General features: G+C 65.6%; 17 protein-coding genes. 6 read left to right on the top strand and 11 right to left on the bottom strand.

The window, feature by feature from the left end; genetic code table 11:
* Positions 1–418, top strand: a 418-nt coding sequence (locus CAL18_RS19535) for a tripartite tricarboxylate transporter permease (protein ID WP_170940396.1), incomplete at its 5' end; no start/stop codon positions are given.
* Positions 419–486: 68 nt separating this feature from the next.
* Here CAL18_RS19535 and CAL18_RS19530 read toward each other — a convergent pair.
* The 5 genes from CAL18_RS19530 to CAL18_RS19510 form a co-directional block, all read right to left on the bottom strand.
* Entirely contained in the window at positions 487–1,218 is a 732-nt protein-coding gene (locus tag CAL18_RS19530; RefSeq protein ID WP_249278440.1) for a LysM peptidoglycan-binding domain-containing M23 family metallopeptidase, read from the bottom strand.
* A gap of 90 nt (positions 1,219–1,308) precedes the next feature.
* Positions 1,309–2,679 (bottom strand): alpha,alpha-trehalose-phosphate synthase (UDP-forming), encoded by a 1,371-nt coding sequence (locus tag CAL18_RS19525; RefSeq protein WP_094818555.1) that lies wholly within the window; start codon positions 2,677–2,679, stop codon positions 1,309–1,311.
* A 21-nt stretch (positions 2,680–2,700) separates the two neighbouring features.
* Positions 2,701–3,483, bottom strand: a complete 783-nt coding sequence (otsB, locus tag CAL18_RS19520; RefSeq protein WP_038852282.1) for a trehalose-phosphatase — start codon at positions 3,481–3,483, stop codon at positions 2,701–2,703.
* Positions 3,484–3,594: 111 nt separating this feature from the next.
* Positions 3,595–4,704 carry a DUF1615 domain-containing protein gene (locus tag CAL18_RS19515; protein WP_094818554.1) on the bottom strand — a complete coding sequence of 370 codons (1,110 nt, stop codon included), beginning with the start codon at positions 4,702–4,704 and terminating at the stop codon, positions 3,595–3,597.
* Positions 4,705–4,707: 3 nt separating this feature from the next.
* Complete coding sequence (locus CAL18_RS19510; protein ID WP_094818553.1) at positions 4,708–5,427, bottom strand: ribonuclease activity regulator RraA; 720 nt, start codon at positions 5,425–5,427, stop codon at positions 4,708–4,710.
* A 157-nt stretch (positions 5,428–5,584) separates the two neighbouring features.
* Between CAL18_RS19510 and CAL18_RS19505 the strand changes: the two genes are divergently transcribed.
* Together CAL18_RS19505 and CAL18_RS19500 are read left to right on the top strand one after the other, a co-directional pair.
* The gene (locus tag CAL18_RS19505) at positions 5,585–5,956 is read left to right on the top strand and encodes an MbcA/ParS/Xre antitoxin family protein (RefSeq protein WP_026639463.1); all 372 of its coding nucleotides are present in this window, start codon (positions 5,585–5,587) and stop codon (positions 5,954–5,956) included.
* On the top strand, positions 5,956–6,702 hold the full coding sequence (locus CAL18_RS19500; RefSeq protein ID WP_094818552.1) for an RES family NAD+ phosphorylase: 747 nt from the start codon (positions 5,956–5,958) through the stop codon (positions 6,700–6,702). Before CAL18_RS19505 ends, CAL18_RS19500 begins: the two co-directional genes overlap by 1 nt.
* Positions 6,703–6,736: 34 nt before the next feature.
* Here CAL18_RS19500 and CAL18_RS19495 read toward each other — a convergent pair whose 3' ends face one another.
* From CAL18_RS19495 to CAL18_RS19475, 5 genes are read right to left on the bottom strand one after another with little or no spacing between them, the layout of a single operon-like run.
* Positions 6,737–7,603 (bottom strand): enoyl-CoA hydratase/isomerase family protein, encoded by an 867-nt coding sequence (locus CAL18_RS19495; protein WP_094818551.1) that lies wholly within the window; start codon positions 7,601–7,603, stop codon positions 6,737–6,739.
* Positions 7,600–8,709 (bottom strand): NAD(P)H-dependent flavin oxidoreductase, encoded by a 1,110-nt coding sequence (locus tag CAL18_RS19490; RefSeq protein ID WP_094818550.1) that lies wholly within the window; start codon positions 8,707–8,709, stop codon positions 7,600–7,602. The genes CAL18_RS19495 and CAL18_RS19490 overlap by 4 nt, the downstream gene beginning before the upstream one ends.
* A 1-nt stretch (position 8,710) precedes the next feature.
* A complete protein-coding gene (locus CAL18_RS19485; protein ID WP_094818549.1) occupies positions 8,711–9,682 on the bottom strand; it encodes a tripartite tricarboxylate transporter substrate binding protein in 972 nt (323 codons plus the stop codon).
* Positions 9,683–9,722: 40 nt separating this feature from the next.
* A complete protein-coding gene (locus CAL18_RS19480) occupies positions 9,723–10,877 on the bottom strand; it encodes an acyl-CoA dehydrogenase family protein (protein WP_026639468.1) in 1,155 nt (384 codons plus the stop codon).
* 25 nt (positions 10,878–10,902) lie between these two features.
* Positions 10,903–11,712 carry an IclR family transcriptional regulator gene (locus tag CAL18_RS19475; protein ID WP_094818548.1) on the bottom strand — a complete coding sequence of 270 codons (810 nt, stop codon included), beginning with the start codon at positions 11,710–11,712 and terminating at the stop codon, positions 10,903–10,905.
* Between the two features lie 156 nt (positions 11,713–11,868).
* Between CAL18_RS19475 and CAL18_RS19470 the strand changes: the two genes are divergently transcribed.
* From CAL18_RS19470 to CAL18_RS19460, 3 genes are read left to right on the top strand one after another with little or no spacing between them, the layout of a single operon-like run.
* A complete protein-coding gene (locus tag CAL18_RS19470; protein WP_026639470.1) occupies positions 11,869–13,080 on the top strand; it encodes a CaiB/BaiF CoA transferase family protein in 1,212 nt (403 codons plus the stop codon).
* 10 nt (positions 13,081–13,090) lie between these two features.
* Positions 13,091–14,107: a YhdH/YhfP family quinone oxidoreductase gene (locus CAL18_RS19465; RefSeq protein ID WP_026639471.1), complete on the top strand. Its 1,017-nt coding sequence runs from the start codon at positions 13,091–13,093 to the stop codon at positions 14,105–14,107.
* Positions 14,104–15,168 carry a CaiB/BaiF CoA transferase family protein gene (locus CAL18_RS19460; RefSeq protein WP_038852284.1) on the top strand — a complete coding sequence of 355 codons (1,065 nt, stop codon included), beginning with the start codon at positions 14,104–14,106 and terminating at the stop codon, positions 15,166–15,168. Before CAL18_RS19465 ends, CAL18_RS19460 begins: the two co-directional genes overlap by 4 nt.
* On the opposite strand, the gene CAL18_RS19455 is transcribed toward CAL18_RS19460, so the two are convergent.
* The gene (locus tag CAL18_RS19455; protein ID WP_094818572.1) at positions 15,165–16,265 is read right to left on the bottom strand and encodes a sensor histidine kinase; all 1,101 of its coding nucleotides are present in this window, start codon (positions 16,263–16,265) and stop codon (positions 15,165–15,167) included. The two genes, CAL18_RS19460 and CAL18_RS19455, sit on opposite strands and share 4 nt — an antisense overlap.
* Positions 16,266–16,305 lie beyond the last annotated feature (40 nt).

Raw genomic sequence — 16,305 nt, 5'->3', positions numbered from 1 at the left:
GATCGGCAACCTGATGCTGGTGGTGCTGAACCTGCCGCTGATCGGCCTGTGGGTCAAGCTGCTGCGCGTGCCCTACCGCATCCTGTTCCCGGCCATCCTGGTGTTCTGCACCATCGGCGTGTACTCGCTGAACTACAACGTATTCGACATCTACACGACGGCCGCGTTCGGGGTGGTGGGATACATCTGGGCCAAGCTGCGGTGCGAAGGCGCCCCGCTGCTGCTGGGCCTGGTGCTGGGCCCCATGATGGAAGAGAACTTCCGCCGTGCCCTGCTGCTGTCGCGCGGCGACTTCCTCACCTTCGTCGAGCGCCCCCTGTCGGCCTCGCTGCTGGCCGCGGCGCTGGTGTTGGTGGTGCTGGTGGCCCTGCCGTCCATCCGCAAGAAGCGCCAGGAAACCTTCGTCGAAGAAGACTGACGCGGCTACCCGCAAAAAAAAGCCAGGCGCTATTGCCTGGCTTTTTTCTTGCCCGCGCGACGGCGTGTCTAGCGCGGCGGCAAGGCGCCCGAGGGGTCCACCGGCTGGCCGCGATGGCGCAGTTCAAAGTACAACGCAGGCCCCTGGCGATCCGTACTGCCCATTTCGGCAAGCTGCTGGCCTTGCGTAACCTTTTGCCCCTCCTTGACCAGCATCCGGCTGTTATGGGCATAGATACTCAGGAAATCGCCGGAATGCTGCACGATGACTAAGTTGCCATAGCCCCGCAGGCGGTTGCCCGCGTACACCACGCTGCCCGCGGCGGCGGCCCGCACCGGCGTACCCGCCTTGTTGACGATAGTAATGCCCTTGGACGAACTGCCGTTGTAGCGGCGGGTGATGGTGCCATCGGCCGGCCATGCCAGCTTGATGTTGCGCAGCGCGGCGGCCGAGGCGGCCGGCGCGGGCGGCGCTTTCTGGCTGGGTGCGGGCGCCGCGGCGCGGCTCTTGCTGTCTACGCGCAGTACCTGGCCCTTGGCGATGCGATTCGGGTTCGATAGATTGTTCAGCCGCATCAGCTCGGACACGGTGGTGTTGTGCTGGCGCGCAATCTTGGTCAGCGTATCGCCCGACTGCACGCGATATTGCCCCGGCCCCACCTTGGTAGAACTGCATGCGCCCAGCAACATGAGCAGGCCCACGCAGCACACGGCGCTGGCGCGGCGCCAGGCCGGCGAATTCAACGGGCGGCGCGGCGCCTCGGGGGTAGCGGATATCGGCGAAATAGCGGGCACTGACAACGTGTTGGTTCGATTGGAAAAGACGATTTCTGCCAGAAGCGTACCAAGAAACGGTGTAACAGGCTTGTGCAGTTGAATCCGGCCCGGCGCTCAGCCCCCTGCCCGCAGGTCGCCCAGGAAGCGGTTCTTCCAGGCGGCCAGGTCGCGCTCGCGCAGAATGCGCATCAATCGCTGGTGCCGCTCCTGGCGCTCGGCCAACGGCATGCGTAACGCCATATTCAAGGCATGCGCCATGCCTTCGATGTCGTATGGGTTGACGATCAAAGCGCCATCCTGCATGTCATGCGCGGCGCCGGCGAACCTGGACAGCACCAGCACGCCGGGATCATCCTGCGGTTGGGACGCCACGTATTCCTTGGCCACCAGATTCATGCCATCGCGCAGCGGCGTCACCAGGCCGACCTGGGATGCCCCCAGCAGCGGCATCAGCGTCGCGCGGTTGTACTGCCGGTTGATGTACCGCAGCGGCGCCCAGCCCAGCTCTCCCCATTTGCCATTGATGCGGCCGGCCGCGCGGTCGAGCTCGCGGCGGATCTCGCGATACCCCTGCACATCCGCGCGCGAAGAGGGCGCCAACTGCACGAACGACACATCGCGGCCATGATCGGGTTCGATCTCCAGCAGATGCTCGAAGGCGGCAAACCGTTCAAGCAAGCCTTTACTGTAGTCAAGGCGGTCGACACTGATGATCAGCTTTCGGCGGGCCAGTTCCGATTTCAGGGCCACCAGCTGCCTGGACCCCTTCTTGCGCGCCATCGCGGCAACTTCATCGACATCGATGCCTATGGGGTAGGTATCCACGCGCAAAACGCGTTCATTGACGCGCAGCCCTTCGGGCGCGGCAACCGCCCCCAGATTGGTCGCGCAGTAGTCGCTGAAGGCCTGCGCGTCGGCGTGTGTCTGAAAACCTGCCACGTCGTAGGCGCACATCGCGCGCGCCAGATCACGATGAGGAGGAATTGTCTCGAACACCGGCGCGGCGGGAAACGGAATATGCAGAAAGAAGCCGATGCGATTGCGCACGCCGAGGTCGCGGCAATACTGCCCCAGAGGCAGCAGATGGTAATCGTGCACCCATATCACGTCGTCCGGCCGCAACAGCGGCGCGAGACGGCGCGCGAAATCGCGATTGACTTCCAGATAGCCATCGTAGTCAGCGCGGCGATAGCGCAGCAGATCGGGCCGGTAATGAAAAGCAGGCCACAGCACAGTGTTGGAAAACCCGCGGTAGAAGCGGTCATAGTCGCGCTGGGCCAGCGGGAAGGTCGCATACGTGATGTTGTCGCGGGTAACGCTGGACAACGGCATGTCGCCCGGGCCTTCGCCGATTTCTCCGTTCCATCCCAGCCATGTTCCGCCCGAATCGCGCAGGGCGTCGTACAGCCCCACGGCCAGCCCCCCGGGCGTCCTGGCGCCGGCGGGCACGGCGACCCGGTTGGAAATGACGATCAGTCGGCTCATGTATGTCCCCTTGCGCGTACGTTACGGCGTTTGCTCGCCCAGGCGCCGCAGCCACCCCGCCAGCGTCTCGGGATTCGGAAATCTCCAGACGGCGCTGCTGGGCCCGGCCCCGATCTTGATGCCGTAGCCGCCGGCCTGCTGCACGGCGATAAACGCCGACTCGTCGGTCAGGTCATCGCCCACCGCGACAGGTGTGCGGCCCGCGAAGGGCGCGTCGCGCATGAACGCCTGCACGGCGGCGCCCTTGTGAATTCCGCGCGGGCGCAATTCGAACACCATTTTGCCCGGCTGCACTTCAAAGTCGGGCGCGTGGCGGGCGGCCGTATCGCGCACCAGTTTTTCCACGCGCGCGCCCATGCCGGGCGCGGCCCGGAAATGCACCGCCAGGCCATGGCTCTTGGGTTCGATCCATACGCCCGCCCAATCGGCGATCTGCCTGCGCAACGCTGCGCGCACCGGCTCCAGGCTGGCGGGCACCGCCGATTGCACGATGACGCCCAGGCGGTCGCGCCGCTCGGCGCCATGCCCCCCGGCGTAGGGCAGGCGCAGGGGGTGCAAAAGACGGTCGATGTCGATGCCCGGGCGGCCGGACAGAATTGCAATGGCGCCGTCGAGCCGCTGGTGCAATTGCTGCAAAGTGGCCAATGTGGCGGGCGGAACAGCCACCAGCCCTGGATCGGCCTGGATGTCGGCCAGCGTGCCATCCAGATCCAGAAACAAAGCGATTCCACCGGGAGACGGCACGGCGGGCTCCTGCCAGCTTCGGGCTGGCGGCGCGTCGGGGGAATCGTGGCCGTGTTGCATAAGACTCCTTGTGCGGTGTCGGTATGCCGGGGCAGGCTTGCAAATATCGTGCCCGGGAGCCTGGCGGGGATATCCGTACGATATCCCCGGGCGCGCTGGCCGGCCAGCGGGCTATTTCGCCATGCACTGCTTCCACCGGTCATGGACGCGGTTGGCGAACCATGCGGTGGTAAGGTTGCGGGTAATTTTGGGGCTGGATAGCTTGATGCCTGGCAGCACGGCCCGCGGCACGGGCGTGCCGGCGTCCTGGTCGGCCAGGTCGAACACCCGCCGATACAGACGCGTGGCTTCAAAGCCGAAGGTCTTGCCCTTTTCGAGTTCGGGCCGAATGCGGGCTTCGTTGATGTCCAGGCGCCTGCGTATGGCGCGCACGGCGCGTTCGGTCTGGCTGGGGTCGATAGACCCGTTGATCAGCAGGTCGCCGTCCAGCGCCAGCTCGATACCGCTGAGCCGGCTGACTGCCGCCTGGAAAGCCGCATTGCGGCTCGCGTACCAGCCGGCGTTGTAGTCGGCGAACCGGTACAGCACGGACGGATAGCTGGCATCGTAGCCCAGCAAATGCGCAATGCCGAAGTACATGCCGCCGCGCCGCGTGAACACTTCGTGCCGGATGGAAGGTTCGGCCGGGTATGGGTAGTCCTGTGCGTGGGCCTGCGCGAAGGCAATGCTGACTTGCATCGGCCCGCCGGTGCGCACCGGATTCAGCCCGCCGAACAGCTGCCGCCCCAGCGGCACCATGCCGATAAAGCCCTCGAAGAGCTCGCTGAGCTGTTTCTCGGTACGCACCGTGTCCAGGCGCTGGTTGTACGTCTTGCCATTGGGCGACTTGATGTTCAGGGCGGCCTGCACCAGGAACGCGGGGAGATGCATCGCTTGCGTACGCCGCTCGATTTCGCGGCGCGCGATGCGCGGCAGGCCCTGCACCGGCGGATCGGCACGAAACGACGATTCCTGGGCGGTAACCGCGATGACGGCGCAGAGGTTTTCCTGGCTGGCATCCAGGCCCTGAGCGGTGAACGCCACGGCGATGTCGCGCGCCCAGCCATGCCGGTCGGGCAGGTTGGCAGGCAGCAATCGGTGCACGTCGGCCCGGATTTCGGTCGGCCCTTTCGTGGGCGCTTCGGGCACCTGGGTGGCACAGCCAGCCAGCAAACCCAGCCATAGCGCGCCGGCCCAGCGTGCGTGCCGTTGGACGACAGCGGGACACACTGACGCCGCCATGCTTCAGCCGTTGGCCGGGTTGCCGCGCGCAGCCTCGTAGCGCGCCTTGTTCTCGGCGTTGGGCGGGTAAAGGCCGGGCAGCGAGGCCCCCGCCTGCACCTCGTCCATGATCCAGCCCTCGAGCCGCTCTTGCTCCACGGCCATGGCGGTCACCTCATGCAACAGGGCGCTGGGGATAACCACCGCGCCATCCTGGTCGGCCACGATGACATCGTCCGGAAATACCGCCACGCCGCCGCAACCAATGGGCTGCTGCCAGTCGGCGAAGGTCAGGGCCGCCACGGATGGCGGCGCCGCCGCGCCGCTTGCCCAGACCGGCAGCCCGGTAGAACGTACGCCCGCCAGGTCGCGCACCGCGCCGTCGCTGACCAGGGCGGCAACACCGCGCCTGGCCATGCGGGCGCAAAGAATATCGCCCCAGAACCCGGCGTCCTTGATGCCATTGGCGTCTACCACCGCGATACACCCGGCAGGCATCTGCTCGATGGCCGCCCGCGTCGACCGGGGCGAGCTCCACGATTCAGGCGTGGCCAGGTCTTCGCGCGCGGGAACAAACCGCACCGTGAAGGCGCGCCCCACCATGCGTTGCGCGCCCGCCGTAAGCGGCATGGCGCCCCGGATCCACACATTGCGCAGGCCTTTCTTGAGCAGCACGGTGGTCAAGGTGGCGGTGGTGACGCCGGCCAGCGCCTGGAACGCCGATGCGTCATGGGACGAAGTCATGTGCGGTCTCCTGTCAGCGCGCCGCACCGAAGCGACGCAAGTTGCGAAGAGTTATACCACCGCGCCGGCCGCCCCCCTGCCGGCACCGGGGCATACGGCATTGTTCGATTTGCACATTTTTTATAATATATGTGCTGTACACACACGAAGGCCCACCATGACTGCCCTGCGCCATATCAAGCCATCGCCGGACGCCGTGCTGGCCAAGGCGGTATTGCGCGCCGCCGATCAACTCGGCCTGCGGCAGGCCGACCTTGCCGCCGTGCTCGGCGTGCATCGCACCGCAATCAGCCGCCTCAAGCAAAACCCCTCGCTCGACCCGGCGTCCAAGCAGGGCGAGCTCGCCGTGCTCCTCCTGCGCCTGGCGCGCGCGCTCTATACGCTGGCAGGCGGCGACCCCGACTGGATCCGCCATTTCATGCACACGCCCAACCGCGTCACGGGCGGCATACCGGCCAGGCAGATCGAAAGCATCCAGGGGCTGATGACGGTGCTGCAGTTCACCGACGCCATCCGGGGCAAGACCTGATGATCTGGCAACAGTGCCGGGGCCAGCGGTACGTGGGGCCCATATCCGGAACCGTAATCCGGCTGGTCGAAAGCCAGGAACAGATCGCCACGCTGGGCTACGTCGACACTCTGGAAGAGCAGGCCGTGCTGGAATCGCTCATCGACGACAGCAAGCCGCCTTACCCGGCCGGCGCCGCCGGGTACCACTATCTTCTGACCACGCCGTTCCGCTACCCCCCGTTGCGGTGGGGGTCGCGCTTTGGCCGCGTGCACGAGCCGGGCATTTTCTATGGCGGCCTGAGCCTTGCCGCCACACTTGCCGAATCTGCCTACTACCGTTTCGTGTTCTGGCATTCGATGCAGGCGCCGCCGCCCAAAGCGCATATCCGCAGCCAGCACACGTTGTTTTCGGTGCCCTACAGAACCGCCACGGGCGTGCGGCTGCAAGAGCCGCCTTTTGATGCCTATCGGGCCGAACTCGCGCATCCGGTCCAATACCAGGCCTCGCAGCAACTGGGCACCGACATGCGCGAGGCCGGCGTACAGGCTTTCGAGTATTTCTCGGCGCGCGACCCCGACGGCGGTTGCTGTGTCGGGCTGTTTTCGCTGCAAGCCCTGGCGCAGAAAAAGCCGCGCGACCTCAGCCCATGGCTGTGCGAAACGTCAGCCGACACCGTCGCCTTCAAGCACGCGGCCGGGCGCGAAGTGGCACGCTATTCACTGTCGAGCTTCTTGCACCAAAACAGGCTGCCGATGCCGGCATGATGCCCGTCCGCTCGCGACGGGCGGCCGGTGCAGATCAGGGCTTGCCGGGCTCAGTGCGGGCGCGCGCATCCATCCCGATCGAGGGTCCGTCGCGATCCCAGTCGTAGGCCTGGGCCTGCCGGCTCTTGTAACGCTGCACCGCATCCGCGTGAAAATCCGTAGACATGGCTACTGCCTGAGAAGCCGCTTCCATGTTGGCCATTGCGGCATAGTCGCTGTCCAGGCTCAGGTTCAGCATGCGCTTGCTCATGGCCAGGGCATCGGCCGGCCCCTTGCACACTTGCCGGGCCAGCGCGCGCGCGGCCTGCGGCAGGGTCGCGGCGTCATGGATGGCGTGCACAATGCCAAGCTCGCGCGCCTCGCCGGCTGTAATCGTGCGCCCCGTCAGCAAGATGCCGCGGGCGGCCGACAGGCCCACTATTCGCGGAAGCAGATAGTGCGCACCAAAATCGGCCACCGCTCCAATGCGCGGGAACGACATACAAAAGCGCGCTTCGGGGGCTGCAATAATCAGGTCGGCGTGCAACGCCACGCTGAATCCCGCGCCCGCCGCGGCGCCATCGACTGCCGCGATGACGATTGCATCCAGTTCAAGCAGGCGGCGCAGCCAGGATGCCGCGCCGCCTATCCTGCGCCGCGTGGCCACGGGAGTCCCTTCTGCGGGGTCGGCAAGGCGGGCGGCCATTTCGTGCAGATCGCCGCCCGAACAGAAGCTGCCGCCCTCGCCTCGCAGGATAAGCGCACGCACCCCGCCGTTCGCCTCGACAATGTCCAGCATGCGCGCATAGTCGCCGCGCAAGGCGCCCGACATGGCGTTGCGGGACGCGGGCGCTTCGTGGACGAACTCGGCCACCCCGTCCGCAATACACAGCGACGACGCGCTCAGCGACATCGTGGTCATATGGCTCGCCCTCCCTGGGCGCCAAAACGGAGCATGCGCTCCCAGGCTTCATCCATGTCCCTGACCAGCGCGTCCACCTGGTCCGCCACGCAGGTTTCGCCCTGGATGCCGAATATGCTCTGGCCGGCCGCCTCATAGATGAGCGCAGCGTCTTCGTGTTCATGCAGCGAGGCGAACACGTCGCCGGTAAGCACTTGCTGCAATGGCATGTTCAACGGTTCGGGCGCGGCGGCCGAGGCCCAGGCATCGATCCATTCGCTGCGCACGACCCGGCAAGGCTTGCCGCTGTGGGCGCGTGAAATAACCGTATCCTCGCTGCCGCTTTCGATCAGGCGCCTGAGCAGGGCGCCCGGCGTATGGTTCTCGCGCGCGGCCATCCACAAAGTGCCCAGCCAGGCGCCTTGCGCCCCCATGCCGATACTGCCCAGGATCTGGGCTCCGGTAGCGATGCCGCCCGCCGCCAGCACCGGCCTGCCCTCGGCAGCGGCAATGATCTGGGGCACCAGGGACATGGTGCCCACGGGCCCGGTATGGCCGCCGGCGTCGTACCCCTGGGCCACCAGGACATCCACGCCCGACTCCACTGCCTTGCGCGCATGTCGCACCGAGCCCACCAGCGAAAACGTCAACTTGCCGCGTCGGGACGCCTCGCGGATGAGTTCGGCGCGCAGGCCGATTGCAGTCGCGACCACACGGGCGTTTGAATCGAGCACGGCTTCTATCTGGGCTTCGAACAACGCTTCGGAACGGGCATGCGAGGTAAAGAAGCTGGGCCGCTGCGGCGGCTTGATGTCGAATCGGCGACGCAAGGCGTCGACGAACTCGACATGGGCGGCCGGCAGCGTGGCGCGCAGGGCCTGCGGATCCGCCTGCTGCGGCACATTGGCCGGCAGCATCAGGTCGATGCCATACGGCAGGCCGGCCAGGCGCTCCTCTACGTTTGCAATAATCCCGGGGATATCCTCGGGCGCATCGCGCCCGAGGCCCAGCACGGGGAACCCGCCTGCCCGGGCAAGCGCCACCACCACATCGGGTTCATGCGAAAAACCGAAAATGGGATGGCGTATGCCGAGCTGATCGCAAAGAGGCGTGCGGATGCGCGACACGTCAGTCCGCCTCGATGCCTGCTTGCTTGATGACTTTGCTCCATTTGTCGTATTCCGCCGCGACGAAGGCGTCGAACTCCTGCGGCGACTGCGGAGCGAATTCGGTGCCCAACGCGGCGAACTTGGCCTGGACCTCGGGCTTGTCCAGTATGGCCCGCACGTCCTCGGCGAGCTTGCCGAGCACGGGCGCCGGCGTCGCCGCCGGCGCAACCAGCCCGAACCAGGTGCCGACCTCATAGTTTGGAAGCCCGGCCGCCTCGGCCACGGTGGGAAGATCGGGCACGGCCTTGGCCCGCGTAGCCGTGGTAACCGCCAGGCCGCGCAGCTTGCCCGCCTGGATCTGCGGGATGGCCAGGGCCGCGGTCAGCGGCATCATGGCCACGCGCCCGGCCACCAGGTCGTTCAGCGCGTCCGTCTGCCCTTTATAGGGCACGTGCATCAGCTTTATCTGCGCCTCCTGGGCCAGCAGCTCGCCCGACAGATGGTTCGACGTTCCCAGGCCTGCTGACGAATACGTCTGTGGCTGATCGCTCTTCTTGGCCAGCTCGATAAATTCGGCCATGGTCTGCGCGGGCACAGACGGATTCACGACGATAATGTTCGGCACGATCCCAAACCCGGCTACCGCCTTGAAATCGCGAACGGGGTTCCAGGTAATGCTCTTTTTCAGGATGGGCGCGACCGCGTGGCTCGGGCTGACCAGCAGCAGGGTGTAGCCGTCGGCCGGAGCGCGGGCGACATAATCGGTGCCGATCGCGCCGCCGGCGCCGGTGCGGTTCTCGACCACAACGGGCTGCCCATACCGGGCCGAAAGTTGCTCGCCCATCAGGCGAGCCACGGAATCCACGATACCGCCGGCCGAGAACGGCACCACGATCTTGATAGGCTTGCTGGGATAATTGTCTTGCGCGGCTGCCATGGCCGGCGCCATCACGGCCAGCGCGCACGCCGCCGCCAAACGAGCGAATTTCATAGTCTCTCCTAGGCTTGTTATTGAATTACGCGGCTGGATATCAGCTCGCCATCGTCGCCATGGTCCGCCTGGCAATGTTGCCCAGGTGGATCTGGCTGGTTCCTTCATAAAGCCGGAACAGGCGCACATCGCGATAAAAACGCTCTGCAACGTTGTCGGCGATGTAGCCCCCGCCGCCAAACACCTGAACGGCCCGGTCGGCGACCCGGCCGCACATTTCCGAAGCAAACAGCTTGCACATCGATGCCTCCAGGGTGACATCGTGGCCGTCGTCGCGCTTGCGGGCCGTCTCAAGCACCAGCGCGCGGGCGGCATAGACCTCGGTATTACTTTCGGCGATCATCTGCTGCACCATCTGGAATTCGGCGATGGCCTGGCCGAACTGCTTGCGCCCCTGGGCGCGCAGCACCATTTCCCGCACCAGCCGTATCGCCGGGCCCACACACAGCCCGGCAAGGTTGATGCGCTGCTTGTTCAACGCCTTCATGGCCGTACGGAAACCCTGCCCTTCCAGGCCGCCCACGATCGCGCTCTCGTGCACGCGCACTCTGTCCAGCAGCACCTCGCCAACCGGCGACCCATGCTGCCCCATCTTGCGGTAGGCAGCAGGCGTGGCCAGCCCCGGGGCGCCCCGCTCGATCAGAAACGCAGTGATGCCCGCCGCGCCCTTCGCATGCGGATCGGTGCGCGCAAACACGGTAAACAGGTCGGCGATGGGTGCATTGGTGATGAAGCACTTTTTGCCGGTGATCTCGTAGTACTCGCCATCGCGCACTGCCACCGTTTTCAGCGCCGTGGCGTCCGATCCGGCGTCAGGTTCCGTCAGGGCAAAGCAGCCGGTGACCTGGCCGCTGGCCAGCAAAGGCAAGTACTTGCGCTTCTGCTCGGGCGTGCCGTCCACGACCAGCGACTCGGACGCTATGCCGGTGTTGCCGCCGAAGCGCGCGCGGAAGGCGGTGGCGACCTGCGACACCTCGATATTGACCCGCGCCAGTTCCTCGGTGGTCAGGCCTGCACCGCCGTACTCTTGCGGAATACTGTGCCCGAACAGGCCCAGATCGCGCATTCCCTGCACGACCGGCTCCGGAATTTCGTCTCCTTCATCCACCTGCTTCTCAATGGGCAGGCACGCTTCGCGCAGAAAGTCGCGCACTTGCGCAAGCAAGGCTTCGAACTCGGTCGGGTTTCGGATCATCAGGTTTTCCTTATCGATGCGCGGCCTAGTGCAGGCCTTGCGCAAATACCAGCTGGTGCACCGCCTCTTTGAGCAGCGGAACCACTTCTTTCACCAGCCTGTCTTTAGGCGCGCGGTGCGCCGCAATGGTGCAGTTCAACGCCAGCGGCGGCTCGCCATTCGGGCGCCGCACGGGTACCGCGACGGCGTGAATATCTTTCTTCCAGTCGCCCTTCGAATGGCAGTATCCGTGCGCTTCAAATCGCTTTGCGTCCGCTTCCCAGATACTTCGGTACTGGTCGAAAAAGGCCCGGTCCTGGACCTTCAGGTAGTTCAGGATCGCGGTGCGTTCGGCGGCCGGATAGGCCAGGATCAGCGCACGGCCTATGGAACTCGTCAGCAGCGGCCGCGATGTTCCGATATCCGGCAGATGCTGGTTGGCGGAGTCGGCGCGCACCGAGTCGACATACACCACGTTCCCGCGGTCGCGTATGCCCAGGTTCACCGTGCATCCCGTGGTCCTGGCAAGCGTTTCCATGATGGGCTTTGCCAACTGGCGCACTTGCATACTTGCCAGCAACGGGTGCCCCAGCGAAAGCACGCCCGGCCCCAGCCGGTATTTCTGCAGTTGCGGGTCGCGCGCCAGATAGCCCAACAGCGTCAGGGTGTACGTCAAGCGCGACACCGTCGGCTTGGGCAAGCCCGTGCGATCGGCGATCTCGCGATTGCCCAGCAGCGGCGCCGAAGCCGAGAAAGCACGCAGCACTTCCAGCCCGCGCGCCAGGTTCATCGAGAACTGGCGGTCGGAAGACAGGTCGTGCGGATGCACCAGGCCAGGAAGAGAGATAGCGCTCACTTTGCGGTTTCGTTGTACAGGCGATGGCATGATTGGTCCTTCGATAGGGAGCGTCAACGGTTCGAGAGCACTGTTTCGCTGTGCGAAATGCATTATTGCTGAGGGTGTGCCGCTGATGCATAACGCAGGTTCATCCCAACCAGACCGCATCCCTGAATGACTCAATCACCCTCTCCTGTCGGCGCGCTGGCCGGCGTCAGGATTCTCGATATGGCCACGGTGCTGGCCGCGCCCAGCGGCGCCACGCTATGCGCCGACCATGGCGCCGATGTCGTCAAGCTCGAACTGCCGGACGGCAGCGATGCCTTGCGTCATATGCAGCCGATCAAGGACGGATCGCCGTTATGGTGGAAAGTGGCCAACCGGGGCAAGCGGGGCATCACGCTGGATGTGCGCAAAGAGAAGGGGCGGGAGATACTGCTGTCCATGCTGCCGCGCTTTGACGTGCTGGTAGAGAACTTCCGCACCGGCAGCCTGGACCGGTGGGGCCTGGATATCGATACCCTGCACCGGGCCAACCCACGGTTGGTTGTCGTCCGCCTGACCGGCTTCGGCCAGACGGGCCCATACCGTGCGCGAGCCGGCTTCGCCCGCATTTTCGAAGCAATGAGCGGCCTGACCAATCTCACCGGCACGGTCGGCGGCTCGCCGCTGCACAGCAATTTCCCGCTGGGCGACTCTATTGCCGGCGTCTTCTGTGCCTTTGCCATCGCCGCCGAAATGGCGCGCCTGCGAGGCGACCCGCAAGCCACCGGCAGGGAAGTGGATCTGTCGGCAACAGAGGCGTTGCTGCGCATTCTGGATCCCCTGCCGGTCGAACATGAGCAGCTCGGGCTGGTGCGCCACGCAGTGGGCAATCTCACGACGTACACCTCGCCCTCGAACATGTACCGAAGCAATGACGGGGTTTATTTTTCGCTCGTGGCGTCTTCCCAGGCCGTCTACGAACGCTTGTGCAAGGCGCTGGGGCATCCGGAGTGGATTGACGACGCCCGCTTCCAGACGTTGCCCAAGCGCGTGCAGCACATGGGGGAACTCGACGGCTTGCTGGCCCGCTGGTTTTCGGAGCGCGCCTTCGAAGAGATCTGCACGCGGCTGCAGCCCTTCGAAATTCCCTTCAGCAAGGTCTATGACATCGAAGACATCAAGGCGGACCCGCATTTTCAGGCGCGAGACGCCATTATCCGCCTTCCCGACCCGGACTACGGCTCGCTGCCCGCGCCTTGCGTGGTTCCGCGCATTGTCGGGCGCGATATGCCCACGCCCCGATCGGGCCCCGCCGTGGGCGAACACAATGCCGAGATCTATGCGGAGCTCGGCCTCACAGGCGAACAACTCGACGAACTTCGCGCGCAGCGCATCATCTGAGGGCTTATCCATGTCCAGTGTGCCGATACCCGAGACCTTTCGCGCCTTGGTCACGCAGCGTGCCGACGGGCAGGTGACCTCGGGCATCGAGGCCAGAAGCATCGCCCAGCTTACCGAAGGCGACGTGATCGTGCGTACGCGGTACGCGGGCGTCAACTTCAAAGATTGCCTCTCGATACGTGGCGAAGCAAAGATCATCACGGAGTTTCCCCGGATCGCCGGCATTGAAGCGGTGGGTTGCGTCGTCGCGTCGGGCGCACCTGATTTTTCGCCAGGCGACGAGGTGCTGGTGCACGGTTTCCAGACGGGTATCGCCTACGACGGGGGGTTCTCCGAGTGGATGCGCATACCGGGCAAGCACCTGCTCAAGCTGCCTCCCGGCCTGTCTGCCCGCGATGTCGCCACCATAGGCGTGCCGGGATTCACGGCCGCCATGGCGCTGGCCCGGTTTGAATCCTATGGCCTGGACCCCCAGGCCGGTCCGATCGCCGTATCGGGGGCCAATGGGGCGGTGGGGATGCTGGCCATATCGATCTTTTCCCGCGCGGGCTATCAGGTCACGGCGATCACGCGGCGGCCCGGGCAGGCAGACATGCTGCGGCGCCTGGGGGCTGCGGACGTGGTCGACACCCGGGTGGCGCTGGAATCGACCCGCCCGCTGGAGGCGCCGCGCTACGCCGCCGCCGTCGACAATGTCGGCGGCCGGGTACTGCCCTGGATGCTGCGCTCGATGGCCGAAGGCGGCCTGGTGGCCTCGGTGGGCAATGCCGGCGGCAATAGTTTCGAGGGCAGCGTGCTGCCGTTCATTATGCGCCGCGTACACTTGTTCGGCATTGTCGCCAACGCCACCTGGACAGAGCGCAAGCAGCTATGGGCACGGCTGGCCGGCGACTGGAAGCCGGATTTCACGGCGCTTGCGCCGCATGTACACACCATCGCCCTGGACGAACTGCTCGCGCATGCCGGACAGCAGTTGCAGGGCGCCACCAGCGGCCGCACGCTGGTCGACTATGGGCCGGCGCAATGACGGCGCCGCTTGCCGGCCTGTGTGTGCTGGAACTGGAAGCGCCCGGCCCTGTACCTTGGGCCGGAATGATGCTGCTGAACATGGGCGCCACGGTCATTCGCGTCAGGCGCCCCAGCCCCGCCGACATGGGTATTCCGCGCGACGAACGCTACGAACTCACCGGCAAGGGAAAAGACGCCGTCGCGATCGACCTGAAGACCGAGCCGGGTCGCCGGCAGCTTTTGGAACTGGTGCGCGACGCGGATGTGCTGCTGGAGGGCATGCGGCCCGGCGTGCTTGAACGCCTGGGGCTGGGGCCGGACGTCTGCTGGTCGCATAACGCGGCGCTGGTCATCGGGCGCATGACAGGCTGGGGGCAGGCCGGCCCGCTGGCGCACACCGTGGGGCATGACATCAACTACCTTGCGGCCACAGGTGTGCTGCATGCCATCGGCCCGGAAACCGGCCCGCCCGTCGTCCCGCTTAACCTGATCGGCGATTTTGGAGCGGGCGGCATGCTGTTGGTGGCCGGTGTGCTGGCCGCCGCGCTCGCCGCCCGCGACACCGGCAGAGGCCAGGTAGTGGACGCTGCCATGGTCGATGGCGCGCTCTGCATGCTTGCGCCCATTCTGGGGCGCTGGCAAGCAGGCCAATGGCGGGACAGCCGTGCAAGCAATCTTCTGGACGGCGGCGCCCCTTTCTATACCACTTACGAAACCGCGGACGGCAAGGCGGTGGCGGTAGGCGCCATCGAACCCAGGTTCTACTCCGCCTTGCTGCGGGGGCTGGAACTGGACGAGCGGCAATTGCCGCCCCAGCACGACACCGCCGGCTGGCCGGCCTTGCGCAGGCAGCTGGCCGCGATATTTGTGCGCCATCCCCGGGACTATTGGGTGGCGCGGTTCGAAGGCAGCGAGGCCTGCGTATCGCCGGTGCTGTCGCTTGCAGAAGTGCCGAGCCATCCGCATTTCGTGGCGCGAGAAAACTTCCGGGCGACGGACGGCATATTGCACCCCGCGCCGGCGCCACGCTTTTACCCGCCGCCGGCCGATGCGGCCATTGCGGATGACACGGCCGGTTAAGGCGTCACCGGATCGCCGCGCAGCCTGATCTCGGCCACGATGCGCTCTTGCCGCTGGTGCAGCGAAAACTCATAGCGGTCGGGGTAGCACAGCGCCAGGCGGCGGCACAGGTTGCCCAGCCCGCCACCCCCCTTTGCCAGGTCATAGGGCGCGTGCAGTTCGCCGGGGTTGTCTACCGCGACGATCAGCTCGTCGTCGCGTCGGCGGGTGCGCACATTGATGACAAAGCGCCGGGTATCGGCGCGCATGCCATGCTTGATGGCGTTTTCCACCAGGCCTTGCAGCGTCATGTGCGGGATAAAGCACGGCAGCGATGCGGGGTCGATGTGACAGCGATATTCGAGTTCACGATCGAACCGCAACGCCTGGATGCGCACATAGGCCTCGGCGGCTTCCAGCTCTTCGCCCAGCCGGCACAGGCCCTGCCCGCGCCGGTCGAGCGAATACCGCAAGTACGCCGCAAGCCGCCGGGTCATTTCCGAGGCAATGGCCGGCCGTTCGTCGATTTCGGCCACGATGGTGTTGAGCGCGTTGAACAGAAAATGAGGCTCGATCTGGGATTGCAGGTGTTCGAGTTCAAGGCGCAGGGCGTGCGTCTCTGCTTTCATCCGGGACAACCGCGCAGTGCGGGCGGCCAGTTCGGCAGCCACGCCGAAATAAACCAGCGTCCAGATGCTGAAGATGCCCATGTAATACAGAAAGCCCAGCCTGTACTGGTTCTCGGGCAGCACCCGCAGCGTATCCGGCGGAAACAGCTGGTGGATGGCGAGGGCGATCCACGCCAGCAATGCGGACGCCGCGACGCACAGCAAGACGGCGCACGCCAGCACAAGCAGCGACGAATGGCTGGCCGACCGTACGCGGCCATGCCATAGCGCGGCTGCGCTCGTCATGAGAAATGCCAATGGCTCCAGGCTCAACGTCAACCAGAACGCCGCGACCGCATCGCCAAATATGGCCAGCCGTATGCTGAATCCGATAAGCGCCAGGATGAGCCAACCCGTCACCTGGGCGCGCCAGAATCCCGGCGAAGATTCGCCTCGGCTCAGTTCCTGGCCAAGCGCGGTAAACAGCGTAGGTTGGTCATCAGTTGCCATCGCGTACGGCCAGGAAAAAATCGGCATCGCCGGAGCGCCC

It is taken from the genome of Bordetella genomosp. 7, from assembly GCF_002261415.1.
Lineage (GTDB): Bacteria > Pseudomonadota > Gammaproteobacteria > Burkholderiales > Burkholderiaceae_B > Bordetella_A.
The sequence above is the reverse complement of the archived record's forward strand: the minus strand, read 5'-3'. Positions and strand labels throughout refer to the sequence as shown.